At 69.7% G+C, this 25,589-nt stretch carries 20 protein-coding genes; 10 read left to right on the top strand and 10 right to left on the bottom strand.

The genetic code is table 11. The features are described from left to right. Positions 1–128 precede the first annotated feature (128 nt). The 3 genes from AB0F98_RS25380 to AB0F98_RS25370 all read left to right on the top strand — a co-directional run bounded on the left by AB0F98_RS25380 (position 129) and on the right by AB0F98_RS25370 (position 4,651). Positions 129–1,475, top strand: coding sequence for a M14 family zinc carboxypeptidase (locus AB0F98_RS25380; RefSeq protein ID WP_357739858.1), 1,347 nt, complete (start codon positions 129–131; stop codon positions 1,473–1,475). A gap of 272 nt (positions 1,476–1,747) precedes the next feature. Beyond that, entirely contained in the window at positions 1,748–2,509 is a 762-nt protein-coding gene (locus AB0F98_RS25375) for a hypothetical protein (protein WP_357739855.1), read from the top strand. A 252-nt stretch (positions 2,510–2,761) separates the two neighbouring features. Next, a complete protein-coding gene (locus AB0F98_RS25370) occupies positions 2,762–4,651 on the top strand; it encodes a CocE/NonD family hydrolase (RefSeq protein WP_357739852.1) in 1,890 nt (629 codons plus the stop codon). 668 nt (positions 4,652–5,319) lie between these two features. Here AB0F98_RS25370 and AB0F98_RS25365 read toward each other — a convergent pair. Beyond that, on the bottom strand, positions 5,320–6,084 hold the full coding sequence (locus tag AB0F98_RS25365) for an inositol monophosphatase (protein ID WP_357739849.1): 765 nt from the start codon (positions 6,082–6,084) through the stop codon (positions 5,320–5,322). Positions 6,085–6,309: 225 nt separating this feature from the next. Further along, the gene (locus AB0F98_RS25360; RefSeq protein WP_357739846.1) at positions 6,310–7,233 is read right to left on the bottom strand and encodes a LysR family transcriptional regulator; all 924 of its coding nucleotides are present in this window, start codon (positions 7,231–7,233) and stop codon (positions 6,310–6,312) included. 73 nt (positions 7,234–7,306) lie between these two features. Here AB0F98_RS25360 and AB0F98_RS25355 point away from each other — a divergent pair, with 73 nt between their 5' ends. From AB0F98_RS25355 to AB0F98_RS25335, 5 genes are all read left to right on the top strand, one after another. Continuing rightward, positions 7,307–8,332 (top strand): DMT family transporter, encoded by a 1,026-nt coding sequence (locus AB0F98_RS25355; RefSeq protein WP_357739843.1) that lies wholly within the window; start codon positions 7,307–7,309, stop codon positions 8,330–8,332. A 270-nt stretch (positions 8,333–8,602) separates the two neighbouring features. Beyond that, positions 8,603–9,322, top strand: a complete 720-nt coding sequence (locus AB0F98_RS25350) for a GntR family transcriptional regulator (protein WP_357739840.1) — start codon at positions 8,603–8,605, stop codon at positions 9,320–9,322. After that, entirely contained in the window at positions 9,319–10,338 is a 1,020-nt protein-coding gene (locus AB0F98_RS25345; protein ID WP_357739836.1) for an ADP-ribosylglycohydrolase family protein, read from the top strand. Before AB0F98_RS25350 ends, AB0F98_RS25345 begins: the two co-directional genes overlap by 4 nt. 32 nt (positions 10,339–10,370) lie before the next feature. After that, positions 10,371–11,894, top strand: coding sequence for a cytosine permease (locus AB0F98_RS25340; RefSeq protein ID WP_357739833.1), 1,524 nt, complete (start codon positions 10,371–10,373; stop codon positions 11,892–11,894). After that, the gene (locus AB0F98_RS25335; RefSeq protein ID WP_357739830.1) at positions 11,891–12,829 is read left to right on the top strand and encodes a PfkB family carbohydrate kinase; all 939 of its coding nucleotides are present in this window, start codon (positions 11,891–11,893) and stop codon (positions 12,827–12,829) included. The genes AB0F98_RS25340 and AB0F98_RS25335 overlap by 4 nt, the downstream gene beginning before the upstream one ends. A 127-nt stretch (positions 12,830–12,956) precedes the next feature. Here AB0F98_RS25335 and AB0F98_RS25330 read toward each other — a convergent pair whose 3' ends face one another. The 3 genes from AB0F98_RS25330 to AB0F98_RS25320 form a co-directional block, all read right to left on the bottom strand. After that, positions 12,957–13,970, bottom strand: coding sequence for an ABC transporter permease (locus tag AB0F98_RS25330; protein ID WP_357739827.1), 1,014 nt, complete (start codon positions 13,968–13,970; stop codon positions 12,957–12,959). Then, on the bottom strand, positions 13,967–14,914 hold the full coding sequence (locus AB0F98_RS25325; RefSeq protein WP_357739824.1) for an ABC transporter ATP-binding protein: 948 nt from the start codon (positions 14,912–14,914) through the stop codon (positions 13,967–13,969). The genes AB0F98_RS25330 and AB0F98_RS25325 overlap by 4 nt, the downstream gene beginning before the upstream one ends. Before the next feature lie 387 nt (positions 14,915–15,301). Beyond that, entirely contained in the window at positions 15,302–18,583 is a 3,282-nt protein-coding gene (locus AB0F98_RS25320; protein ID WP_357739821.1) for a S8 family peptidase, read from the bottom strand. A gap of 225 nt (positions 18,584–18,808) precedes the next feature. On the opposite strand from AB0F98_RS25320, the gene AB0F98_RS25315 reads away from it, so the two are divergent. Continuing rightward, entirely contained in the window at positions 18,809–19,939 is a 1,131-nt protein-coding gene (locus AB0F98_RS25315; RefSeq protein WP_357739817.1) for a histidine kinase, read from the top strand. Positions 19,940–19,941: 2 nt separating this feature from the next. Next, entirely contained in the window at positions 19,942–20,589 is a 648-nt protein-coding gene (locus AB0F98_RS25310) for a response regulator transcription factor (RefSeq protein WP_357740181.1), read from the top strand. Positions 20,590–20,623: 34 nt separating this feature from the next. Here the strand turns inward: AB0F98_RS25310 and AB0F98_RS25305 are convergent, their stop codons facing one another. The 5 genes from AB0F98_RS25305 to AB0F98_RS25285 form a co-directional block, all read right to left on the bottom strand. After that, the gene (locus AB0F98_RS25305; protein ID WP_357739814.1) at positions 20,624–22,072 is read right to left on the bottom strand and encodes a serine/threonine-protein kinase; all 1,449 of its coding nucleotides are present in this window, start codon (positions 22,070–22,072) and stop codon (positions 20,624–20,626) included. Positions 22,073–22,227: 155 nt separating this feature from the next. Continuing rightward, complete coding sequence (locus AB0F98_RS25300; protein WP_357739812.1) at positions 22,228–23,067, bottom strand: hypothetical protein; 840 nt, start codon at positions 23,065–23,067, stop codon at positions 22,228–22,230. A gap of 204 nt (positions 23,068–23,271) precedes the next feature. Beyond that, positions 23,272–24,075, bottom strand: a complete 804-nt coding sequence (locus AB0F98_RS25295; protein WP_357739809.1) for a DUF1963 domain-containing protein — start codon at positions 24,073–24,075, stop codon at positions 23,272–23,274. A 258-nt stretch (positions 24,076–24,333) separates the two neighbouring features. Next, positions 24,334–24,684: a hypothetical protein gene (locus AB0F98_RS25290; RefSeq protein WP_357739806.1), complete on the bottom strand. Its 351-nt coding sequence runs from the start codon at positions 24,682–24,684 to the stop codon at positions 24,334–24,336. A gap of 316 nt (positions 24,685–25,000) precedes the next feature. Next, complete coding sequence (locus tag AB0F98_RS25285) at positions 25,001–25,465, bottom strand: GNAT family N-acetyltransferase (RefSeq protein WP_357739803.1); 465 nt, start codon at positions 25,463–25,465, stop codon at positions 25,001–25,003. Positions 25,466–25,589 lie beyond the last annotated feature (124 nt).

The raw sequence follows: 25,589 nt of genomic DNA, 5'->3' as shown, positions 1-25,589 counted from the left end.
GTTACCAAAGGGAGATCGTTGTCGGGTGGCCCGCGCACCGGTGGCGCTCTTGGATGGAGAGAGACAAGTCCATCGATCGAGTGAAGGAACTTGCAGACTCGGACCACCCGCGCAGAAAGGGATCACTCGTGATCGACGCCCATCCGTTCCGATGGAAGCACCGACTGTTGACCGCCACCGCCGCGCTCACGCTCAGCCTCGGGGCTGTGGTCGCACCCGCCACCGGCGCCGCCGCCGCGGAGTCCACCCTGCCCAGTGGCAACACCGCGTACCGGACGCTGGCCGATTACGAGAACGACATGGCCGAGCTGGCCGCCCAGCACCCGACCCTGGTCAAGCCGATCACGCTGCCCTACAAGACGACCTCCGGCCGGACCGTACGCGGCATCGAGATCAGTAACAACGTCCAGGCGAACGACGGCAAGCCGGTCTTCGTGGATGTCGGCATGCACCACGGCAACGAGTGGCCCAGCGGTGAACTGACCCTGGAGTTCGCCATCGACCTGGTCGAGAACGCCCGCGACCCGTACATCGCGGACCTGCTGGACCGGGCCCGCGTCGTGGTCGTGCCGGTGGTGAACGTGGACGGGTTCGTCCGCAACCGCCGGCAGAACGACACCAACACGGACATGAACCGCAACTACGGTCTGGGTTGGCTACCGCTGTCGTCGGCCGGTGCCGCCCCCTGGTCCGAGCCGGAGAGCAGGAACATCGCGTGGTTGCTCTCCACCAGGCAGGCGACGGTCTTCAACACCCAGCACACCTGCATCCAGGTGGTGCTCTACCCGCCGCTGCAGCTCGCCGCCGGACCGGCGCAGGACACACCGCGCCTGCACCGACTCGCCTCCGCCGTCGCCGCGCAGTACGGGCCCACGTACCGGGCACTGCCCTCCGCCGAGGACTACGAGACGACCGGTGAGGCCATCGACTGGGCGTACTACGCGACCCGCGGCCTCTCCATCACCAGCGAGACCTGCCCGAACGCGGGTGTGGCCCGGACCTTCCAGACGCAGGTCCTCGACACGTACGCCGCACACCGCGGGGCGATGCTCGAGGCGCTCGAGACGACCGCGGACTCCGCCGAGCACGCGATCATCGAGGGTAAGGCGCCGAAGGACGCGGTGCTGCGGCTCACCAAGTCCTTCGACATGTACACCAGCCCGTACGCACAGCCCGACGGCAGCGTCCGGCCGACGTCGTTCACCACGACGCTGACCTCGGATCTGGACGTCGTGCGGCCGAACGGCAAGTTCCGCTGGGCGGTCAACCCGTCGTACCGGCCCGTTCCGGCCTACCAGGCCGACGGCGTACGCGGAAACCAGACCGGCTTCTACACCGAACCATGGATTCTCACCTGTGAGCGTCCGGACGGCACCGTGCTGCAGACCACCCGGGTCAACGTGGACCTGGGCGAGCGCGTCGAGGTCGACCTGAAGCAGTGCAAGCGCGACTTCCACCGCAAGGACCTCCGTTGAGGTCCGACAACTGACACACCGAAGACACACGGGGCGGCAGGATCCTTCTGCCGCCCCGTGTCGTTCCGACGATGAACGACGGCAGGACCTGCTACCGGATGGGGTGGGTCCGTGGTGCTACGCATCGACCCTCACCAAGGTCCATCGATTCTCGGTGAAGCGGGCTCGACACGCAGGGAGCGGCAGTGGCGGACAGGTCGGGTGGTCCTTCTGTCGTCCTCGTCCGGCCGGGGCGTCCCTGGCGGATGTCCCCGTCGTGGCTGGGAGTTTTCGTGGCGGTCGCCCTCGTCGCGATCGTCGCGGCAGCGTTGGCACCGATCAACAGCGACTACTACCACGTGTGGATCTACAACGACCCGCAGACCAACGAGGAGCTGTACGAGGAAGTCGTGATCGACGTGTTCATGGCGCACACGTCGGGCTTCTTCTGGGGTCAGGTCATCGCGCTTGTCCTCGGGGCGTTTCTGGCGGCAAAGGTACGCGGGATGCCGCGAGCGTTGGCGTCGGCCGTCTGCGCCGGCCTGCTCCTCGCGGCAGTCGACTTCGCGGTGGCGTGGCAGTCGGCCGCGGGCATCCGGCAGCGGATCGCGTGGTGGAACGAGAACCACCCCGGGTTCCTGCCCACCGATCCGCTCTCCGATGACGGGTTTCACCATGTCCTGGCCGTCGGGCTGACCTCGTTCCCGCTCGCGGCGGTCGCCGGAGTCGGCCTCGGTGCCCTGATCACACCGCTGCTACGCCTACCCGCCGTGGTCGTGGCGATCCTGACGGTCCTCGCCGCGGTGCCGTACGGTGCGTTCGCCGCGGTAGTCGGTTGGATCGCCGCGGCCGCCGACGGGGAGCCTGTGGCACTCTTCGTACTGCTCGCGCTCCTGCCGCCGGCGGCGGTCACACCTTCCGCGGTCCGCACCGCCATCGGTGACCACGGCGACGCCTTCACCAACACGATGCTCATCAGTGGCGTGGCTTGGGCGCTGCTCCTGCTCGTCGCCGGCCGGCTCGCTCAACGCCGCCGATCGCGATCGGGGCGTTGACCGGCGGAGGGCCCGCCGGCTCCGGGCCCAGCGAGGGCCTGCCAGCTGGTCGAGCCGGCTGCACGGCCGGTGGCCCGCCGGTGCTTCGGCGTGGGACTCATCGGAGATCGTCTCGGCAGATGCCTATGCGACGCGCCGCGGACTTCGTGCATCTGCCTGATGACGATCAATTGATCTTTCCGTAGCGTGCGGTGGTGGTCGCGCCGGCGCGCCAGGAGAGCGATGCCCGCAGGCCGGACGAGGAGGCAAGTCTTGAGGACGATTATTCCGGTCGGCGCGGTGATGGCGATGCTGGCCGTGACGACGCCGGCGATCGCCGCCGAGCGGGTGGAGACGCCGACAGTCACCGTGGCGGACGGGGTCACCCAGCCAGTGTTCGGATATGCCGATGCGATCCGCGAGCGGGTCTGGGTCGACACCGACTTCGACAGCGACCGGGACGGCATCAAGGACGTCGTCCGCGTCGACCTCATCCGGCCGGCCGCGACAGAGCATGGCCTGAAGGCGCCGGTCATCATCGACAACAGTCCGTACTACACCACGTTGGGGCGCGGCAACGAGTCCGAGCTCAAGGCGGACACCGATGGTGACGGCCTTCTCGACCGCTGGCCGCTGTTCTACGACAACTACTTCGTGCCCCGTGGCTACGCGATCGCGCTCGTCGACATGGTCGGCACGGCCGGCTCGACCGGCTGCCCGACCATCCAGGGCGCGAACGAGAACGCCACCGGACCGGCGGTGGTCGACTGGCTCAACGGCCGCCGGACCGCGCACGACTCCAACGGCGATCCGGTGGTGGTCGACTGGCACAACGGCAAGTCGGGAATGATCGGGAAGTCGTACGACGGATCGCTGGCGATGGCCACGGCGGCGTCTGGTGTTGACGGCCTGTCCACTGTCGTGCCCATCTCCGGCCCGTACAACTACTACGACTACACCCGTGGCAACGGCATCGTCACGCGGGGCAACAACTATCTCGGATCGCTCGCCCGGACCATCACGGCTGACGACCCGGTCCGTCAGGCGAAGTGCGCGCCGGTCTGGAACGAGATCGCGGCCGACGACGGCGACGAGCACGGCGACTACACGCCGTTCTGGCACGAGCGGAACTACCTGGACGACGCCGCGAAGATCAAGGCCAGCGTGTTCCTCGTGCACGGCATCCAGGACGACAACGTCCGGGCTGATCACTTCAGCAAGTTCTGGCAGGCCCTGAAGACGTACGACGTGCCGCGCAAGCTGTGGGTCGGCCGCGTCGGTCACATCGATCCGTTCGATTTCCGCCGGGAGGAATGGGTCGACACGCTGCACCAATGGTTCGACTACTGGCTCCAGGGCATCGACAACGGGGTCATGAGTGAGCCACAGGTCGATGTGGAACCATCCGTCGGCGTCTGGGAACAGCACGCGGACTGGCCTATCCCCGGCACCGGAAACGTCAACGTGTGGCTGCGCCCCGGAGCCGACAGCGCCGGGGACCTCGCGCTCACCCCGGCCAAGGGTGCTCCGACGACCCGTTCGTTCATCGACAACCCGAGCCAGACCGAAGCCACGATGATCAGCAACCCGGATCAGCTGAACGGCAACCGGCTGGCGTTCCTGTCCCCGCCGCTAGCCGAGGACCTACGTATCTCCGGCACCCCCGTGGTCAACGTCGTCGCGTCGTCGAGTCTCGATCAGGCCTACTTCGGTGCGATCCTCGTCGAGTACGGGCCGAGTACCCAGAACAACCGATCCGGCGACGGCATCCTCCAGACGACGCTGCCCGAGCAGTGCTACGGCGAGTCGAGCCCATCCGACGACGGCTGCTATCGGCCCGTCGCGTACCGGCCGACCGATGTCACGCAGTGGCGGGTGACCAAGGGGATCCGCGACGGGCAGAACCGGGACTCGGTCGCGGCTCCCGAGCCCATGACGCCCGGCAAGATGTACGACATCAGCATCCCCCTGCTGCCGGAGGACTACGTCTTCTCCGCCGGCAACCGGATCGGCGTCATCATCGTCGGCAGCTACCGCAGCTACTCCGCCGAGACGCTTTCCTCTCGACCGGCGATCACCGTGAACACCAAGGTCAGTCACCTCTCCCTGCCCGTGCTCGGCGGTCAGCAGGCCGCCCGCCGAGCCGGGATCCCGCTCCGCTGACTCCGGCGACAGGCAGCAAGGGGCACCCTCGACCGAGGGTGCCCCTCCCTTCTGCGCTCCCAATCTTGACGGACTTCGGGACCCGTCCCTGCAGCTCAGGGGTGCGATCGCACGGTTTACCCATGCCTACCTTCCCTGGCGCCAGCTCTGACTGGCCCCTTCGGGGTTGCCGACGGGCCGGGTGGTCCCTCCGGGGCCGCTGACGGGCCGAACCCCGCCGGCATGGCCGGCCTGGCTGAGGTCACCTGCCGTCCCGGCTCCGGCGCGCCCGCCGCTTTTGTGACGCCGCGCCGCCGCAGCTCCGGCGGCCGCTCCCGCCGCGAGCAGCGCCGCCATCAGTGGCCATGGAGCATGCCGGGTCGGGGCCGGTTGTTTCTTCGGAGTACGACGCCGGGCAGCGGCTTCTTGTGCCTTCTGCAGGTACCTCTGCACACTCATTTCCTCATTGTCGGCACCCGCGCCGATCCAGGTGACGAAATCGACGATCGGAAATGTTCTGGCCGGCCCTGCCCGGCAGATTGACGGACCACGCGCTCCGGTCCATGCTCGTGAACCCGGCCTTCCGCCGGCTTGCGGTTGGTGGCCGACCTTCCCGTCGAGGCCCGGCTCTCGTCGGCTCGCGGCGACGGCGCCAACCGTCACCGCCGCAGTTCGCCCGGTCCGGGCGGTCAAGGGCGCGTGGGGTACCGCAGCACGGTCAGCAACTCGCTGTGCAGGTTGGCGTTGGAGTACAAGCCACCGCCTTGATCGCCCGCATGTCCTCCGGTGCGATCGGTGAAGCGGCCGCCTGCTTCCTCGACCAGGAGAATCCACGGCGCGTGATCCCAAACGTGATAGCGCTCGACCAGGAAGGCATCAATCTGGCCGCGAACGAGCTCGACGAGCGGGAGGGGGCTCGCCGGTGCGCGGGCCACACCCGGTGGGAGACCGGCGGCGGACACGTCGTCGAGAGCTTCGAGCCGAGCATCGGTCAACACCGACGTGGCGCTGACCTCGAGGCGCTTCGTTCCAGCCTCCTCGCGGGGCCAGGACGACTCGAAGGAACCGCCGCCTCGGGTCGCCCACCAGCAGCGTCGCAGCGCAGGAGCGGTCACGACCGCGAGTTCGGTGTTCCCGGCGACCTGCAACACGATGTGAATCCGCCAGTTCGGGTCACACCGGCTGAAGAACGATGTGCCGTCGATCGGGTCGATGATCCAGACCCGATCGGACTCTCCGAGTCGACCGAACTCCTCGCCGAGGAGTGCATCGTCCGGCCTCGCCGCTGACAGCGTCTCCCGGAACAACCGCTCGACCGCCCGGTCGGTTTCGGTGACCGGGGTGCCGTCGGCCTTCAGCGTTGCCGCAACGCCGGACTCGAAGTGAGCGAGTGCGAGGTCTGCCGCCAGATCCGATGTGTCGAACGCGAGTTGCAAGTCCTCGGTGCGATCCACGGCCGCCGACGCTATCAGTCGGCCGCGCGCTCTCGAAGTGCCGTTTGAGAGCGGGGGGCAAGCGTCGTGGCACCAGCTCGTGAGCCTGCGGAGCCACTTCGGCCGCGCGAAGGCGGCCACCAGCCGCCGGTCATCAATGCTCGATCGCGTCGATGTCGTGCGCGACGAAGCTGGCGCGTGCGCGGCGGAGGAGCGACATCGTCATGGCCGGCGAACGCTGGGCCCTTACTCGACGTGATTGAACTGATGTGCTCGCTGGATTATGGCCGAGAGGAAGGAGGTCAGAGCAGGAGCGGGCGGGATGTCTCGGGTGACGGCCACCAGGCGGCGCTTGAGCGTGGTTTCGGCGATGTCACGGATGGCGAGAGCGCGATCTTCAGCCGGCAGCGTCAGTGCGGGCAACAGGGCGACCGCTGCCTCGGCGCGGACGAGTTCGAGCTGGACGTCGGCGTCGCTGGAGCGGTGCCGTAGGTCGGGTTCGTACCCGCCGAGGGCTCGGCAGGTGCCGATGACCATGGCATGGTGTCCGGTGCCTTCCGCGGAGGCGGCCCAGATGTCGGATCGCAGCTGTGTGAGCGCGACGGGTCCTCCCGACCTGGCGAGTGGATGTCCGGCAGGTAGGACGACCTTGAGCGGTTCTTCGAGCAGAAGGGTGAAACGCAGCCCGGACGGGCGAGGACGGGGATGGCCGTCGTACTCGTCGCCGATCACCAGGTCGACCGCGCCCAACCGCAATCCGGGCAACGCCTGCTCCAGTTCCAGTTCGAAGACTTCCAGGCGGACCTGTGGATGGTCGACCATCATGCGGGCTACGGCCGGCACCAGCAGGCGTCGAGCCGCCGACTGCAAACCGCCGGCGCGAACGGTGCCGCGGATGTCTCCGCTCAGTGCGGCCAGGTCCGCTTCGGCCGCCTCGGCCGCCGACAGCAAGACGCGCGCATGGTGGGCGAGCAAATGTCCGGCGTCGTTGAGCCGCACGCCGCGGCCGGCTTTCTCGAACAACCGGGTGCCGGCGTCTCTTTCCAGCAGGGCCATCTGCTGAGAGACGGTCGAGGGGCTGTACCCCAACGCTGCGGCAACCTCGCCGAGGGTGCCCCGTTCCTCGAACTCCCGAAGGAAGCGTAGACGCCGGAAATCCAACGCGACCATGCGGAAATCCTAACGAGTCATCTCCAGGAATCATCGCTGGACCTGATCGGTCGGGATAGCTGATGCTCGAGGCATGGGTCCGGTGCTCTGCCTTGTCTCCGCGGCGTGCTTCGGTGCCATGCCGATCTTCGGCAAGCTCGCCTACGACGCGGGTGTCACGCCGCAGGCGCTGCTGCTGGTGCGCTTCACCCTGGCCGCCATGCTGCTGGGGATGGCCCTGTTGCTGCGGCCCGGTCTACGCCGAGCGGAACCGGACCCACACCTGCCAGAACCGTCCAGCCGGGCGGCGGCGGGCCGGAGCCGGTTGGTGGCGACCGCCGTCGGGTTGGGCGCGGTCGGGTACGTGGCGCAGGCGAGTCTTTTCTTCTCGGCCCTGCAGGTGATGGATGCCTCGCTGCTGTCGCTGATGTTCTACAGCTACCCGGTGCTGGTGACCGTGGTGGCGGTGCTGCTCGGCCGGGACCGGCTCACCCGCGGGCGGGCGGCCGCGCTGGTGGCCGTGTCGGGCGGAACGCTGCTGGTTCTGCTCGGTGCCGGTGGCGTGAGCTTCCACCTGCTCGGGGCGCTGCTGGCGTTCGGGGCCGCGCTCACCTACACGGTCTACATAGTGGTCGCGGACACCGTCGTACACCGGCTGCCGCCCGTGGTGCTGTCCATGCTGGTGATGGGCGGCGCCGCCGGCACCCTCTGCGTCGGCGCCTTGTTCGCCGGCGGCGTCGACCTCGACTTCGCGGTGTCGGGATGGTTCTGGCTGGCCTGCATCGCCGTCGTCTCCACCGTCATGGCGATGCTGACCTTCTTCGCCGGATTGAAGCGGACCGGCCCGTCGAGCGCTGCCATCCTGTCCACCTTCGAACCCGTGGTCACGACCGCACTGGCCGCCCTCACCCTCAACGAGTCCCTGACCTCGGTTCAGCTCACCGGCGGCGTCCTGGTGCTGTCCGGCGTCGTCGCCCTACAAGCACGGCCGACCCGACCGCCGCGCCGGGCGCAGAACCTCCCGCCGCCCGACCAGTCACGCGTTGTCCGTGAGGCTCTGGGACCGGCACGCCGAGACCCCGGCGACCTGTCGGCTGGTCGCTCGGGACTTCGACGATGAGATGGCTGGTCCCCGGCACGGAATGAATGCCGGGGACCAGCGCGTCAGGCGACGCGGCGACTCCGGGCGCCGACGCGCCGGATCTTCTACCTCCCAATGACGTAGAAGCTGCGGGACAGGTAGGCGCCCGCCGTCGACGGAAGCATGATTCGCCCTTTCCCCGTGCAGTCGCAGCTGGTCGGCCTCGTACGCGCCGGGCAGGCCGACGCCGAAGCCCATGCCGATCTTGATCGTTGGCCGAACGCCCACGCCAGGGGTACCCTCCTGAACATGTTTGGACAGGTTCTGAGGCTCAAGCACGAGCGGGTCGCCGAGCAGCTCGCCCGGGAGATCCGCGGTGGCCGACTGACCCTCGGCAGCCAGCTGCCCGGCGAGCACGCTCTCGCGACCCGGTTCGACGTGAGCCGGAACACTGTCCGCCAGGCCCTCGCCGACCTGATCCGCCAGGGGTTGATCGAGACCCGCTCCGGCAAGGGATCGTTCGTGACCTTCGACGGTCGGACGATCGACGACCGGTTGGGCTGGTCCCGGGCCCTGGCCGAGCAGGGCGTCCCCACAACCGTACGCATCCTGCGTCTCGAGTTGGTCCGCGAGCCCGAGCTGGCCGAGCGGTTCGATCTGCTGTCAGCCGAGTGCGTCGCCGTCGACCGGCTCAGGTCGCTCGACGAAGGCCCCGTGATCTCGATCGAGCGGAGCCTGATTCCTGCCATCGGCCCGCTGCGCGACCTGCCCGAACAGGGCCTCACCGGCTCGCTGTACGCGGCGCTGCGCTCGGCCGGGCTCACCCCGGCGCAGGGCGAGGAATGGGTGGATCTGTCCCGGGTGACGCAATCGGATGCCGAGCTGCTCGGTTGCGCTACCGGTGATCTCTACCTGCGCACCCAACGGCTGAGTCGGGACGCGCGGGGTGAATTCGTCGAGTACGTGGAGAGCTTGTTGAACCCCGACCGGTTCCGGCTGCACCTGCGCTTCGGGGAGGCGTCGGAATGAGCACCTCATACCCTGCTGTGCCGATCGAATCGCGAGCCGTCGGGGCCCTGACCGGGCTCGCCGTCGGCGACGCGCTCGGCATGCCGACCCAGTCCATGCCGCGGGAACGGATCCTCGCCCGCCACCGCCGGCTGGCCGGCTTCGAGCCGGGCCCCGCGGACCAGCCGATCGCGCCCGGAATGCCCGCCGGCACGGTGACCGACGACACCGAGCAGGCGCTGCTACTCGGGCGGCTGCTCCTCGACGGCCGGGGGCACATCGACGGGCACCGCCTCGCCCGGGCGCTGCTCGCCTGGGAAGACGACATGCGCCGGCGCGGATCGCTGGACCTGCTCGGCCCGTCGACCCGCGCCGCGGTCGCCGCCGTGGCCGCCGGCCGTCCCCTCGAGGAGGCCGGCCGGTTCGGCACCACGAACGGGGCAGCGATGCGAATCGCGCCGGTGGGGATCGCCGTACCCGCAACCGACCTGGACCTGCTCGTCGATCGTGTCGTCGAGGCGAGCTGGGTCACCCACAACACCGGCGTCGCCCTGGCCGGCGCCGCCGCGGTCGCCGCCGCGGTCAGCGCCGGCCTGGACGGTGCGGACACCGCGACCGCGACGGCGACCGCCGTACGGGCGGCGCAGCTGGCCGCCGGACGCGGCAACTGGATCGCGGCCGCGGACATCGCCACCCGGATCGCCTGGGCGGCCGACCTGGTCGCCGGCCGGACACCGGAGGAGGCGGCCGACCTGATCTACCGCCTTGTCGGGACGAGCGTGGCGACGCAGGAGTCGGTCCCGGCGGCCTTCGCGGTGCTCGCCGTCCACCCCGACGACCCGTGGCAGGCCTGCCTGCTTGCGGCGGGCCTCGGAGGTGACACCGACACGATCGCCGCCATGGTGGGCGCCATCGCCGGCGCCGGCCACGGAGTCGAGTCCTTCCCGGACACCGCACGGGCAACGATCGCAACAGCCAACCATCTTCCACTGGCAGAAATGGCGACCCAACTGCTCGCCCTTCGTCAGCCCCGCTGACGGCCGGCACCGCAGGGAAAGGCAGGACGACGATGTCCACGACGGACCTGGCCGGCACGATTCCGGCCGACACCAACCGGGTCGGCGCCATCGAGACCCGAGGCATCGAACCGGTGCCCTCCACCGAACGCACGGGCGGGCCGGGCCAGCTCTTCTGGGTCTGGTTCGCGGCCAACATCTCGATCCTGGGGCTGCCGCTCGGCGCCACCCTGGTCGCGCTGCGCGGCATGAACATCTGGCAGGCGCTGCTGGTGGCCGCGATCGGTTCCTTCGGTTCGTTCGCCCTCGTCGGCCTGATCAGCGTGGCCGGGAAGTGGGGCGGCGCGCCCAGCATGACACTGTCCCGGGCGATCTTCGGACCGCGCGGCAACCACGGGCCGACGGTGATCTCGTGGCTGTCCCGGGTCGGCTGGGAGACGGTCAACACGACGACCGCCGCGTACGCGCTGCTGGCTTTGCTGGACATCGCATTCGGGCTCACGGCGAACCCCGTGCTCACGGTGATCAGCCTGCTGGCCTTCGTGGCGCTCACCCTGGTCGTCTCCGGCCTGGGGCACGCCACGCTGGTCTGGATCCAGCAGTGGGCGACGTACGTCTTCGGCGCGTTGAACATCGTCGTCGCCGCGTTCCTGATCACCCGGGTGGACTGGCACGCCGTGCTCGACGCCCCGGCCGCGCCGCTGAGCGTCGTCATCGCCGGAATCGGTGTGATCGCCGCCGGCACCGGCATCGGGTGGGCGAACGCCGGCGCGGACATGGCCCGCTACCAGCACCGCAACGTGCCGGGCGGGCGGATCGTGGCGGCGGCCTCGGCCGGCGCCGGAATCCCGCTGTTCCTGCTCATCGGGTTGGGTGGTCTGCTCTCCGCCGGCGACGGCACCCTCGCCTCCGCCAGCGACCCCGTCTCGGCGATCCAGGTGATGCTTCCGTCGTGGATGGCGGTGCCGTACCTGCTCGCCGCCTTCGGCGGCCTGCTGCTGTCCAACAACCTGTCGGTCTACTCCGCCGGACTGACCATGATCACCCTCGGCATCCGAACCCGCCGGGTGATCGCGGTGGGCCTGGACATCGTGCTCACCCTGGCCGGTGGCATCTACTTCATGCTGATCGCCGGGAACTTCTACGGGCCGTTCATCACCTTCATCTCGCTGCTCGCCGTACCGATCACCGCCTGGGTGGCGGTGTTCCTCGCCGACATGCTCTTCCGGCGCGACTACGACCCGCGCGGGCTGATGGACACCACCCGAACCAGCGCCTACTGGTACCACGGCGGGTTCCGCTGGTCGGCCGTGCTGCCGTGGCTGGCCGGTACCGTCGTCGGTCTGCTCTTCCTGACGGCCTCGACCTCGGCGGACGACGTCTGGTTCAGCGGACCGCTCGCGGACTCGTGGCTGGGCACCAACGGCCTCGGTTGGGTCGCGGCGTTCATCGTCGCCGGCGCCCTGTACCTGCTGTTCGGCGTCAAGAGCGCCCGGCATGGCAGCACCGCTGGGCGACGCGGGGACGCCCGGCCCGAGGCGGACGCCGACGACCGGACCGCGGGGGCACGGCGATGACCGCGCCGTCGCCGCGGCTGGTGCACACCGGCAACGTCGTCATCGACGTGGTCATGTACCTGCCGCGGCTGCCCGAGGTCGGCGGAGACGTCCTCGCCTCCGACAGCCGGATCACCGCCGGCGGCGGACTCAACGTCATGGTCAGCGCGGCACGCCAGGGTCTGTCCGTGGCGTACGCCGGGATGCACGGCACCGGACCCTTCGCGGACCTGGCCCGCGAGCAGCTGGCCCAGGCCGGCATCGAGCTGGTCCAGCCGGCGCTGCCGGACGTCGACACCGGGTTCAGCGTCGCGCTGGTCGACCCGACCGGAGAACGTACGTTCGCCACGAGCGTCGGCGCGGAGGCGCGGCTCGGACCGGCGGACCTGGCGCGGGTCGACCTACGATCCGGCGACGTGGTGTACGTCTCCGGCTACAGCCTGGCCTACCCGTCCAACGGCCCGGCGCTTGCGGCCTGGCTACCGACGATTCCCCCGGAGGTCACCGTCGTCATCGACCCGGGTCCGCTGGTCGGCGAGATACCGGCAGCGGTCCTCGCCTCGGCGTGGGAACGCGCCGACTGGTGGAGCTGCAACGAACGGGAGGCCCGGATCCTCACCGACCAGGCCGACCCGCAGACGGCCGCCGCGTCCCTGGCGGCGCGCAGCGCGCGGGCCCGAGTGGTAGTCCGTACCGGGCCGGCGGGAGCCGTCCTCGCCACCGGCGACCGAACCCTGTCGGTGCCGGCCTTCCCGGTGACCGTCGTGGACACCAACGGCGCCGGGGACGCCCACGTGGGCGCGTTCGCCGCGGCCCTCGTGAACGGTCTCGACCCGGTCCAGGCCGTCCGTCGTGCCAACGCCGCCGCGGCGCTCGCCGTCACGCGGCAGGGGCCCGCGACCGCTCCCACCGCCGTGGAGGTCGACGAGTTGCTGACGGCGCATCCGCGCCGGTGACTGGCGTGCCGGGGCGCGACCCGCTGTGGCGCCCCGGCGTGCCGCGCTGCGTACGGCACCGGGTACCCCACGGGCGCCGCGCCCTGAATCCGCAGCCCGGACCCGATTGGGCCTGTGGCCTGTGTCGTCAGACCAGGCGTTTACGACCCCAAAGGAAGACGAACACGATGATCGCGGCCGTCAGGACCAGCAGGATCGCGCTGCCGAGCCACTGCATGCCCTGCATCTGGGAGTAGGGCAGGTAGTCCATCGACCAGCCGTCGACGTGCTTGGCCGCCAGACAGGCGAGGTGCGCCTTGGCCGTCTCAGACTGCTCGACACAGGTCTGCCAGGGAAGGACCTGACCGGAGTCGGTCAGGAACGACGGGCCCTGGCCCAGCTGGTGAGCTCCCGCCGGCAGCCCCGGCGGTCCGTCGGCGACCCCGTTGTGGCTGGTGAAGGTGACGGGTGTGCCGAGGTTCAACCGGAACCTGCTCCAGATGACCTGGACGAGGACGGCGAAGCCGAAGGTGGCCACCATGGCGATCAGCGTGCGGCGCAGCAGCATCCCGATGGCCACACCGCCAACCACGGTCAGTAGGGCCAGCGCCACGGGCACGGCACCCGTGACGTCAAAAAGCTTGCCCGAGGTCCAGTCCAGGCTGCCGTCCTGTTGCGAGACAGGCGACCACCAGTACCAGAAGGTCAGCGACAGCGCCCCAGTGGACACCACCACGACCAGGCCGGCGATGGTGAGCTTCGCGGCCAGCCACCTCGTACGGCTCACGGAATGCCCGAGGACCAGCTGGGTGGTGCCGGCCTCCAGATCGCCCGCGATCAGGGGCGCACCGAGAAATACTCCGAGCAGGATGGGCAGGAAACCGAGGTAGTAGCCGACGTCGAAGAGCCTCTTGGAGAAGGGTTCGAAGCCGGACTGCCACTCGTCGGGGGCGAGATGCGGGTAGCCGTATCCGACGAGGTAGTCCACCATCCCCGCACGCCAGTACGCCATCAGACCGATGCCGATGGCGGTGACCGCCAGGATGGTCCAGAAGCCCGTCCGGTGTTGCCGCCAGACCAGCCAGCTCAGGCCGCTCAGGTGCGGACGCCGCTTGGGCGCACCTGACTTTCGGGTGTCGGCGCGGCCGGTCAGCGCGGTCATGCGGCCACTCCTGGTACGTCGGATCCTGCTCGGGCGCTCGGGGTCAGCAGGGCGGGGCTGTCCGGGGACCGCAGATACGCCATCATCAGCTCCTCCGGGCCGGGTGCCGTGGTGTTCCAGTGCGGGGGCATCGTTCCGGTCCTGCGGGCGATCGCCCTGACGGTGTCGCCCTGGACGCTCTGCTCGATCACGATGTGGCGCGCGAGCTCCGCCGCGTGCCCCGGGTCGGTCCTCGGACCGGTGATCACGGTGTGCGCGGCGATCAGTTCGTCCACCTCGCCGGCGAGCCGCAGCCGGCCCTCCGCGATGACGACCAGGTAGTCGCAGACGCTCTCCAGCTCGGAGAGCAGGTGGGAGGACATCAGTACGGTGGTGCCGTTCGCCGCGACGTCGTCAGCGATTGTCTGGGTCATTTCCTGCCGTACCAGCGGATCGAGATCGGCCATCGGCTCGTCGAGGATCAGTAGGTCGGGCCGCTTGCCCAGGGCCAGTGCGGCGGCGACTCGGGTGCGCTGCCCACCCGAGAGGTTGTTGATCCTCTCAGTGAAGGGCACCCTGCCGGCAATGATGATGTCCTCGGCGGTCCGCTGGTTCCAGCCAGGGTTCAGCTCCCGGCCCATGCGCAGGATCTCGTGGACGGTGAAGCGGCGAAAGAGCGGTTTGTGCTGGGCGAGGAAGGACGTACGCCGGGCCGCGGCAGCAGTCCTTGAGTCGTCCCCGAAGATCCGCAGGCTGCCCGCTGTCGGTTGCAGGAGGTTGGCCGCCATCCCCATCAGTGTGGATTTGCCGGCTCCGTTGGGGCCGACGAGACCGCAGATGCGTCCGGCCGGCACTCGGAACGAGCAGTCCTTGAGCGCCCAGCCGTTTCGGTACCTTTTGCCGAGGCCGTCGGCCTCGATCGCAGGTCCTTCCGCGTGGTTTCCGACGCGTGTTCCGTCAGCCATCTACAACCCGTTCCCTTGTCGCCGATTACCTGCGGGATCGCTCCCGCGGGCGGTCACCCGTGCGCTGGTCCCGCCGTCTGCGACCGGACCGGAAGCGACTCTGCGACCGTTGACACGAGCCTGCCCGGGAGGCGCCGCTCTCCGCTTCTGCCCGGGGACGGACTCCTGTCCGTCTTTCGGCCGACACGGCGGCTGTCCTTGGGTAGACGCCGCTCCGGCAAGGCCGCTGGCGTACGGAAACCGTCGTCGGTGACGATCACCAACAGGCACATTCCGCTCACCGGCCCCGGATGGGCCGTAGACACCGATAGACCGTGCGGGTAGCCGCGGTGAGGTGACGCCCTTGCGACCACATCGTGCGCAAGGCGTCACCTCACCGGGGCGGGCTCAGCGCAGCCGGTACGCGTCGATGATCGTGATCTCGACGGTGTTGCCGCCGCGCTCCGTCGCCTTGGCCCGCAGGGACACCGTGCCGGTGCCACGCGGGTGTTTCAGCAGCGCGCGCTGACCGCCGACGACGATGGCCCGGTGCCACGTCTTTCCGTGGTCGTAGGAGGCCTCGACGGTGAGGCTCTCCGGTGTGACGGCGCCGGCGCCGGCCTGAGGCACGACGGTGACCGGCACGGTGAACGCCCGCCCGGCCGGGCCGGTGTTGTCCGCGTCAAGCCGCGGCGTGAACCGGATGGTCGAGATCGGCAGCCGGGCTGGACCGGCGCCGTCGACGTGGGCCGAGCGGAAGGTCCACGCCGCGCTCACTGTGGTGCTCACGTCGGCCACATCGCGGGTGCCTGTAGTGGTCACGCGGTAGCCGGCGGGCTCGGCGGGAAGTGTGAAGAGACCCGCGCCGGGGTAGGCGGTCTCGTCGAGCTTGCGACCGTTGCGATAGATGGTGGTGTTCGCCGAGGTCACCAGGGAGTCTCCCGAGTTCCCGGCGGCGTCGCCGAACAGCGGCGTATTGAAGCGCAAGACGTCCCCGGTTCGGCTCACCCAGTCCCTGTCGTCGGTGGTCGCGGGCAGCGCCGGCCCGAAGACGCCGTATCCGATGCGTTGCTGGTACGTGCGACTTGCGCGGTAGACCTCCTCCGGGGTGACGAGTCTGGTTTCGAGGTTGCCGTCGCCGTCGGCCTGGCGCAGCGTGCCGTGCCAGGTGACGTTCTCGGTGGTGAGGTACTCGTTCCGCTCGCCCGGCAGGGACACCGGCAGGAGCACGGCGATCACGAACATGTCCTGGGTGGCGCGGGTCGGGGTGCCGGAGAGGGAGCGCAGACCGGTCCGACCGGGTAGCGCGGGGCCGAACCGGGTCCGTACGTGAGCGAGTTCGGACTTCCTGACGGTGCGGGTGAACCCGGTGGGCCAGGTGTGTTCGGGGAACCAGGCGAGTCCGTAGTAGTCGCCGTTGGCGGCGAGCCACTGGGTGTCGACCTGGGTGGTCAGGGTTTCGGGCGCGCCGACCTCGGGACCGAGGTGTGCGGTGGCCAGTCCGGCGAATCCGGCGGGGTCGTCGAAGATCCAGCCGGTGCCGTAGTAGGTCCGGCTGGTGTCGAGCACGTAGCTCACGGACGCGAACCGCAGTGCGGCGGTGGGGTCCGGCGGGGTGATCCGCATCGGTTCGGCCCGGCGGAAGTCCATTGTGATCGTGGTGTCGTGGGTGATGGTCAGGGCGGGGTAGAGGAGCCAGTCGAGGCGGTCGCCGGTGCTCTCGCTGTCGATGAGGTACCGCCCCTTGGGTACCCGGATGCTGATGGTGCCGTCGTCGTCGTGGGGGGCCTGCACGCGGCGTGAATCCATACCGGCGACGATGGTTCGGTAATCGGGGGTGGGTTTGCCGTCCCGGCCGATGTGCTCGATGGTGAGCTGGTAGCTCTCCGGTTCCTGGTCGAAGCTCAGCAGGGTGCGCAGTCCGCCGGTACCGCTGCCGTCGGTGGCGGCGACCACGCCGGTGTAGCGGCCTTCGGGGGCGGTGGTGCTGGGGGCGCCGGTGAGGGTCGCCTTGGCGTCGCCACCGGCGGGCACGGTGACCCGGGTGGGGTTGACGGTGAACAGACCGGCGGGCGCCGGCTGGTTCCCGGGACCGGTCGCCTCGGCGGTGAGGGTGAGCGTAAGGTCCTCGCTGCCGCTGTTGTGGTAGGTGATGGTGCTGGTCAGCGGCGTGTCGTCGGTGTGGGGCCAGCTCTGTCGGCCGAGGTTGACGACGGCGGGTGCGGCGGTGAGTTGCTGGTGGATGGCCCGGGCGATGTCGACCCGACCCGCGCCCTGCTGGTCGGCGCTGAGTCGGGGGTTGGGTTCGGCCGCGGCGACGAGGCTCTCCTTGATCTGCTCGCCGGTCCAGTCCGGGTGTTGCTGGGCGAGGATGGCGGCTGCACCGGCGACGTGCGGGGTCGCCATCGAGGTGCCGTCCATGGCGACGTAGCCGTCGGCGACGGGCTCGCCGAGCTGTCCCTGGGCTGCCCTGGCGGCGACGATGCCGACGCCGGGCGCGGTGATCTCCGGTTTGATGGCACCGTCACCGATGCGGGGGCCGCGACCAGAGAAGTCGGCGAGGTTGTCGTCACGGTCGACGGCGCCCACGGTCAGTGCCGCATCGGCGCTGCCAGGGGTGTCGACCGTCTCCGCTGCGGGACCGTAGTTGCCGGCGGCGATGACGAAGAGGACACCGGTGCGGGCGGACAGGTCGTTGACGAACTGTTCGGCGGGGCTGACTCCGGGATCATCGGTGCCGCCACCGCTGTAGTTGATGATTCTGGCGCCGTTGTCGGCGGCCCACTGGGCCCCGGCGATGAAGGCGGACTCACTGCCGTAGCCGTCGTCGTCGAAGACCTTGGCATCGAGGATCTGGGCTCCGTCGGCGACACCCCGGTAGCGGCCGCCGGACCTGGCGCCGGTGCCGGCGATGGTCGAGGCGACGTGGGTGCCGTGTCCGAGGCGGTCGACGCTGTCCGGGGAGTTGGTGAAGTTGCGTTGCGCGACTTCCCGGCCGGCCAGGTCGGGGTGGGTCTCGTCGACGCCGCTGTCGAGAACGGCGACCTTGACGCCCGCGCCGGTGTAGCCGGCCTGCCACGCCTCGGGTGCGCCGATCTGGGCGGTGCTGCGATCGAGGCTGACTCTCATGCGGGCGTCGAGCCAGATCCTGCGAACGCCACTGTGCAGGAGGGCCGGCCACGCCGAGCCGGTCTTGTCGACGCGCAGCGCGGCGCCGTCGATGCTGGGCAGGGCGCGGGTCGTGGTGGCGCCGGCGGGTGCCGCGATGCGACTCCGCGCGCCGCTCGGGTAGGTGACGATGAGCGGGATGTTGGCTCGCTGGGTGTCGGCGTAGCCGGAGGCGACCAGGGTGGTGATGTCGAAGAGTCGTTCGTCGAGCGTGCCGTCGGCGATGGCGCTGAGGGCGTCGCCAGGTACGACATAGCGGTGGCCCTCGCGCTGGTAGGTACGGAAGGCGGTCCCGGCGCGACCCTCCGCGGCTCGGATCTCGCGGGGCCGGCCGGCGGGGTCGAGCAGCACGGCGTCGCCGGTGAGGAGGGTGACGCGGTTCTCCGCGACCGGGGTCGGGAGGTCAGGTCCGCCGGTGGGTGGTGCGGCGGCCGCTGGGTTGCCGGCGGTTGTCGCTGTGGTGATGGTGACGGCGAGCATGGCGAACAGACCTGCTCGCCGTAACTTTCTCGGTAGGTGCACCGGGGGCCTCCCTGTGAGACGTAGAGCGGAGTAGATGACCCCGCTTGATCGCGCTGAACAAGCGCCTCTGCGACCGTGGGCACGAGCCTGCCCGGGGGACGCCGCTGCCCGCTTCTGCCCGCGGACGGACTCTCTGTCCAACTTTCGGCCGACAGTCCCGCTGTACCTGGGCGGACTCCGCTCCGGTAAACCGCTGACCCGCGCGAGGTGGCTATCCTCGGCCGAATGAGGGACCTGCGAGTGATCGCGTGGTGCAGTGCCGTGGTGGTATCGGCCGGTCTGGGGCTGTTGGACCTCCGACTGGGTACGTTCACCCACTGGTCCCAGGGCCTGTTCGGGCTCGTTACGGCGTTGGTGGCCGTGGCCGCGGCGCTGACCGCGCCCTGGCTCGGGCCCAGGGCGCTGCCCGGTGTGGCAGGCGCTGTGGGCGGTGCCGTGCTGGGCTCGACGGCCGCTCAGGGCCAGCACCCCGACGGCACGGTCTTCGCGGCCACCGCCACCGGTGCCCTGCTAGGGCTGCTCGCGATGGTGGCGTGGCGGGGCCTGCGCTGGTATGCGGTCGTGGTGAGTCCGCTGCTAATGGCCGTCGTCATCAGCCAGCCCTTGGTCCCGCACCGGAACGACACCCGTCTGATCTTGGCGCTCGCACTCGCGCTCGCGGCGTTCTTTGTGGCTGCGGGCGGGCTCGCCGCGCGACTGGTCGGGATCAGTCGGCAGCGCCAGGAGATCGCGGTACGCCTCGCGCAGCGGGCGGAGTTCGCCCGGGATCTGCACGACTACGTCGCCCACCATGTGACCGGGATCGTGCTGCTCGCGCAGGGCGCGCGAGCCATCTCCGGCAAGCAGCCGCAGCTCGTGCCTCCCGCGCTGGAGAGAATCGAGGAGGCCGGCGCCGAGGCGATCAACACGATGCGGCGCATGGTCGGGCTGCTGCGGGACACCGACTCGGAGGCCCCGCTCGCGCCCAGCCCCACAGTGGCCGACATCGAGAGGCTGGTCGGGGAGTTCGCGACCGGCGTGGGGCCGTCGGCCCGCCTCGCCCTCGAAGGCACTTTCGACGATGTGGCGATCGAGACTCAGTCGACGGTGCACCGCGTGGTCATGGAAGGGCTGACGAACATCCGAAAGCATGCCGGAGGCGCGACCGACGTGGAGGTGCTGGTACGACGGTCCAGCGACTGGATCACAACCAGGGTTTCCGACGATGGCAGGGCGCGGCTCAGCACAGGAGGTGGATTCGGTTTGCGCGGCCTCACCGAACGGGTGGACGCGCTGGGCGGCACCATTCAGGCCGGCCCGGCGCCGACGGGCGGCTGGGTCGTGGAGGCACGGCTGCCGGCCAGGGGGAAGCAGTGACGATTCGAGTGCTCATCGCCGACGACCAGGCCATGGTCCGTACCGGAATCTCGATGATCCTGGCGGCGGAGGACGACATCGAGGTTGTCGGGGAGGCCGTCGACGGAGAGCACGCGGTGCGCTTGGCCGGGGTGCACCGCCCCGACGTGGTGCTCATGGACATCCGGATGCCCAGAATGGACGGCCTGCATGCGCTGCAGCAGCTGACGCGTCCGGGGCCGGAACGGCCGCCGAGGGTGGTCATGGTGACGACGTTCGACGACGACGAGTACGTGTATTCCGCGCTCAACGGCGGCGCGTACGGTTTCCTGCTCAAGGACTCGGGGCCGGCGCTGCTCGTCGAGGCTGTGCGGGCGGCGGCCTCGGGCGAGGCGCTGGTGAGTCCGGCCATCACCGTGAAGCTGCTGCGCCGGCTGAACCCACTGCCCGCCGAGTCCGCCCCACCGCTGACCGTGCTGTCCGCGCGGGAACTGGACGTGGTGCGGCTGGTGGCCAACGGACTGACGAACGCGGAGATCGCCAGCCAGTTGTACATCTCGGTGGGAACGGTAAAGACTCACCTGAGCCGGGTGCAGACCAAATTGCCAGCGCGCAACCGCGTCGCGATCGCTCTATGGGCATGGCAGAAGGGCCTCGTAGGAGGGCGGTAACCGTCAGCCGGCGTCCATGATCGGCAGGGCAGTCCTAGCCCCGTGGCACTGCGGTCCCTCCCGCTGTCGGCTCCTCCGCCGTCGGGTCATCGGTCGGGTCCACCGTCGGGTCATCGGTCGGGTCATCGGTTGGGTCCGCCGTTGGCTCCTCAGTCGGCTCCACGGTCGGGGTTGCCGTAGTTCCGCCGGTCGGCGCTGCCGTCGGTTCCCGGGTAGCGCTTCCGGACGTGGTGGGGTGTGGTGCCTCCGAACTGCTCTCCGGTGAAGGCGTAGGGCTGTCCCCTGTCCCCTCGCCTGCCGAACCGGTGGCAGTCGGGGCAACGGATTCAGGCGCTCGAACGGGCATGCCGGCGGGACTGCGTGTGGCCGGTTCGCCGCCACCGGCGCCAGGGCCAGGTTCCTCCTCCGGTGGCGGCGCCGGTGTCGGTGCCGCCGGTGGCACGGACGGTCCGCCGGTCGGGCCTGACATCATCCCGGTGGGGTCAGCGAACACCAGGACGGCAGCCGCGGCGGCCAGTGCTCCGAGAAGCACCGCGAGCGTCGTGTTTCCGCGTCCGGCGGCCCTGCTCGACGTACCGGCGAGGGTCGGCTGCGGCGCGGCCAGCTGCACGGTGTGCGGCCCGGCCGGGACCACCCCGGTAGTGGCCCGCCGCTCGGGCGAGTCCGCGAGAGTCTGCGCCGCGGTGGCCATGGCCGCCACCGTCGGGAATCGGTGAGCCGGTTCCTTGGCCATCGCGGTGGCCACCAGCTGCCGGACCGCCGCCGGGACGTCCTCGGGCAGCGGCGGCGGTTCGTCTTCGAGGTGCCGAAGTGCCACCGCGAGGGCGTTGTCACCCTGGTACGGCGGCCGACCAGCCAGGCAGTGGTAGACGACGGCACCCAGGGCGTAGATGTCGATCGCCGTTGTGGTCTCGTTCTTGGCCACCTGCTCGGGCGCCATGTACAGGGCCGTGCCGAGGATCTCGTTCGTTCCGGTCAGACTCGCCGTGTCCTGCGTGACGGCCACCCCGAAGTCAACGAGTACGACGTGCCCATCGCGCTCGATCATCAGATTGCTGGGCTTGACGTCACGGTGGACGACCCCGGCGTCATGCGCGGCCTGCAGGGCGCGGGCGGTCTGCGCCGCGACCGACATCGCCTCGGCGACGCTCAGCCGGCCGGCCTCGGCTATCCACTCCGACAAGGGCCGCCCCTGCACACATTCCATCACCAGGTAGGCGACCGGCGCTCCCGACCGGGACGTTTCGCCGTAGTCGTAGACCTGGGCGACACCCGGATGGCGCAGGGCCGCCATGGCGCGCGCCTCGCGGCGGAACCGTTCGCTGAAACCAACGTCGGCGACCAGGCGGGGATGCAGCATCTTGACGGCCACGCAGCGGTCCAAGGTCTCGTCTACGGCCCGCCAGACGTCGCCCATCCCGCCGCTGGCGATCGTTTCGACCAGGCGGTAACGGTCTCCGACAAGTTGCCCCACAGTCGGCATAACCATCCCCTACCCCGGACTCGCCGACCTCAAGCACCGCAGCAACGCCTCCACCCGAGATTGCCGCGCTCCGAGCGGCTGCCGCCAGTACGGGAGTTCCCGCCGCTCTCTCCCGACGACGAAATCCTCGAGACCGCCGACATGGTGCACGACGGTCAGGGGCAGAAGAACACGTAGCCGTACGTCCGGTCGAAGCGTCGCGCCGCCGCGTCCTGCCGGCTGATCGACCAGTAGAAGATCGCGTCTTCCCAACCGGGGATGTCAGCGTGCAGTTCGGCGAGAAGCACCCAGTCCTCAGGGCGTGTCGGCTCCGCGGACCTCGGTAGTTGACCCTTCTCTGTCCAATGCTCTGCCTGCCTCGCAGAGGATGTGACGGGGTCGAACTCGCCGGAGTAGTCAGAGGCGTATCCGCCGATGTGCAGTGTGTGGCTGAGGTCGTCCGCGCCTTCGCCTCCTACCTCTGCCCACACCTCGCGTAGCTGGGCGGCACAGGGGTGCTTGGCCGCGTCGATGATGTCGTCATCATCGGGCAGGGAGATGTCGTAGCGAAGGTGCAGCGCTCCCTGCAGCTCGGCGACGTCTTCGTAGCTCCCCGGGTCCCCGAGGTCGCTGAAGTCCAACCAGCGTTCCTCGACGGTCGTGCCGGCAGGGATGTACAGCGCGGCACCGAGGGGGCATTCGCTGCCCCACGCGCCGGCTTCGAAGCAGCCGAACAGCAGAAGCCGGCCGTCGGGCGGCAGCGGGAGGTTCGTCGCGTCCTGCGGCAACGTGGCGAGATCAAGCGACGCGAAGAGGGGAAACTCAGGATCGGGGACGTCGGGTGGAAGCATCAGCGGACCGCCGAGGCGGCCCACGACCGGCCCATTCGACCGCGGCGACAACGTGGCGCGCCGGCGTGCGGTGCCCAACCACCGCTCCACGTCCACGGATGGGATATCGCGTGCGGCCGCCTCCTCACGAAACCGGTTCAGCTTCTCGATCGCCTCGCGGGCCATGCGAGGAACTGTAGTGGCGCGGTCCGACACGCTCCGGTCGAAGCCCCGGGCGACGTCACCGCTCAGGGGTTCCAGCCAATGATCAACCGCTACGAGATCGGCAGGACGCGCACCAGGCGAACTGACTCGTTGGCACGGGGTTCGGGCTGTCGCGGCAGGCCGGTGGTCGGGGAAGCCGGCCCGCCACGGCCGCGGATCGGCGGCTCAGGCGTTCCAGGTGGTCGTGACGTGGGTCCTGTCGAAGCGCCCGGCCGTCAGGTCGTCGTGGTCGATCGTCCAATAGACGTGACGGTTGTAGAAGTCCGGGTTCCCCGTGGTGTTCCACTGGGCGAGGAGGACGCGGTTGTCGGGGTCGGTCGGCTGTGGCGCGGTGAGAGCCGCGTCCCGGACCGGTTCCACGTTCTGGTGCCCCCAGCCGTACCCGCCGAGCTGTAGGTGCGCCCCCCGGGGGTGGCTGTTGATGAGCTCGCTCCACGACTCCGGGACGTCGTTGGCGAATCCAGCGGGCGCGTCGGCGGTGTGGATTCGCGGTGAGACGTGGTACGCCGTCGGCAGGGACACACCCCGCCGAAGACGCAGGTCACCAATCTTGACGATGCTATTGGCGATCTCGCCGGGCCAGTCGTTCAGCCTCCGGAGCTGACGGCGCTCGACCGGGGTCCCTGCCGCGACGTGCACGGCGCACCCGATCGGGGCGCTGTAACCCTCGTCATGGCCCCCGTACGCGACCGCCTCAAGGCTGGCGAACAGCAGCAGAGTCCCGTCCGACGGCAGCGGCAGGTCGGTTACGCCCGCGGGCAGCGCAGCGAGGTCGATCGTGGCGACCAGGTCGCCGGCCGGATCCGGGAGCGCCGGTGGCAGCATCACCGTGCTGCCACCGATGCGGCCGACCACCGGCTCGTCCGCATCGGGGTCCAGGAATGCGCTGGGGCGGGCCTGTCCCAGCCACCACTCGGCGTCGTCCGCCGGGATGGCAAGCTCGTCCGCGCGCTCGCGGAGGCGGTCCATTGTGCTCTGCAACTGGGGCGTCACGGCATGCCTCTCGGTCGGGTCGCGCTACCGACGGAGAGCGTACAGGTGTTCGACACGGCCGCGCGGGCGCAGGGCAATGCGCGGCGGATGTTGGCCGCCGCGTTGGAGGCCGAGGTGGACCTACCTGGCGGAAGTTGGCAGCCGATCGCGACGAGCGGGGCTGGCGGCCGGTCGTGCGCAACGGTCGGCGCAGCCTCGGCAGGGCCGAGGCGAGTCGTGCTGCGGGGCGAACGGCTAGGCGGCCGGACCGGCGTTCGAGGAGATGTAGGCATGGAACGCTGCAACTTCCTCGTCTGTCGCTACGGGCGCGAAGTCGAGGTGCTCGCTGGGGTGGACGCTGGTGCCGGAGCCGGTCACCGTCACGAACCAGGCGGCTTCATGACTGGACCAATACGCTTGCGCCAGGACGCCCATCTCGTCGGCCTCCGAAGGGTCGCTAGGATTCTCCGCCGCGATGATGCGGACCCACTGTCCGTCCTCCCCGTACGGCGGTTGCGGGAAGGTGAGAGCGATGTCGTCCGGCTGGACGCTTTCGTCCGGCACGCCCAGCATTCGCGCGGCACCCACACGAGCCAGGGTCAGCACGTCCCTGGTCCTGGAGGTACGACCGACCTCCACCTCACCGTCGGGCCCGTCAACCGTTACGAGGTAGGAACGGTCCGGCTGGTGGAGTACCCGCGCCCGCACTCTGATCGGCCCATCGTTCATCCGTCGATGATGCCGCATCTACGCGGCATGGTCATCCGGCATCTGACGCGCGCTGATGCCACCCTCGGCGCGTTGGTAGCGCCTGCCGCCGTGCGCTCTCATTGCGGGATCAGTGCGCCGCTGTCGCGGGACGTTGGACCGCGCGCCTGAGCGACGACGACCAGCGTGGGTCGGTCGAGGCTATCCGCGCCGCTCAGGACGGGTACTTGTTACCAGGCGTCGTTGCGATCAGTACATCGGCCACCGGCTTCCAGCCAAGCGTCCTGTACAGACGTTGACCGTCCTCGCTGGCGATGAGAATGCCGCGTTCGACGCCTTCTTCGATCGCGGAACCGGCCAGTGCGCTCATGACCGCGCTGGCCAGACCCTTGCGGCGATGAGCCGGCATCGTTTCGATCCGGTCTGCGACCGCATCCGCACCGGCCAGTCCCATCGTCCCGCGCGCACCAACCTCCCCCGACTTGTGCCGTATGGTGGCCGTGACGACGCTGTCGCCAGCATGTGCGTCGACCTGAGTCAGCAGCCGGTACGGTGCCACCGGCATATTCTGCGGATGCCCGCGAAGATCGGCCGTCATCAGCAGTTCCGAGTGCTTGAGCACGATCAGGCCTGCGGCCACCAGAGCCGAGGCCGCCCTCGCCGAGTCGGTGGTGGGCACGGTCAGCCATGTGACGGTGTCCTCGCCAGCGACTAGGGCGTGTCCTGTCGATCATGGCAGCCAGATGACAGTGGCGATGAGGACCAGGCTGGCCCGGTATAGGGATGCCCGTTTGGCGTAGCGG

Origin of the sequence: Micromonospora sp. NPDC023737 (genome assembly GCF_040639715.1) — a bacterium.
Taxonomy (GTDB): Bacteria; Actinomycetota; Actinomycetes; order Mycobacteriales; family Micromonosporaceae; genus Micromonospora.
Note: the sequence above shows the minus strand (reverse complement) of the source record. Positions and strands in the feature narration are given on the sequence as shown.

Excerpts from the sequence above, each read along its gene's own strand:
- AB0F98_RS25350 (WP_357739840.1), top strand. The coding sequence starts at position 8,603 with ATGTTTGGACAGGTTCTGAGGCTCAAGCACGAGCGGGTCGCCGAGCAG.
- AB0F98_RS25355 (WP_357739843.1), top strand. The coding sequence starts at position 7,307 with ATGGGTCCGGTGCTCTGCCTTGTCTCCGCGGCGTGCTTCGGTGCCATG.
- AB0F98_RS25295 (WP_357739809.1), bottom strand. The coding sequence starts at position 24,075 with ATGGACCGCCTCCGCGAGCGCGCGGACGAGCTTGCCATCCCGGCGGAC.
- AB0F98_RS25360 (WP_357739846.1), bottom strand. The coding sequence starts at position 7,233 with ATGGTCGCGTTGGATTTCCGGCGTCTACGCTTCCTTCGGGAGTTCGAG.
- AB0F98_RS25325 (WP_357739824.1), bottom strand. The coding sequence starts at position 14,914 with ATGGCTGACGGAACACGCGTCGGAAACCACGCGGAAGGACCTGCGATC.
- AB0F98_RS25345 (WP_357739836.1), top strand. The coding sequence starts at position 9,319 with ATGAGCACCTCATACCCTGCTGTGCCGATCGAATCGCGAGCCGTCGGG.
- AB0F98_RS25305 (WP_357739814.1), bottom strand. The coding sequence starts at position 22,072 with ATGCCGACTGTGGGGCAACTTGTCGGAGACCGTTACCGCCTGGTCGAA.
- AB0F98_RS25340 (WP_357739833.1), top strand. The coding sequence starts at position 10,371 with ATGTCCACGACGGACCTGGCCGGCACGATTCCGGCCGACACCAACCGG.
- AB0F98_RS25335 (WP_357739830.1), top strand. The coding sequence starts at position 11,891 with ATGACCGCGCCGTCGCCGCGGCTGGTGCACACCGGCAACGTCGTCATC.
- AB0F98_RS25315 (WP_357739817.1), top strand. The coding sequence starts at position 18,809 with ATGAGGGACCTGCGAGTGATCGCGTGGTGCAGTGCCGTGGTGGTATCG.
- AB0F98_RS25300 (WP_357739812.1), bottom strand. The coding sequence starts at position 23,067 with ATGGCCCGCGAGGCGATCGAGAAGCTGAACCGGTTTCGTGAGGAGGCG.
- AB0F98_RS25330 (WP_357739827.1), bottom strand. The coding sequence starts at position 13,970 with ATGACCGCGCTGACCGGCCGCGCCGACACCCGAAAGTCAGGTGCGCCC.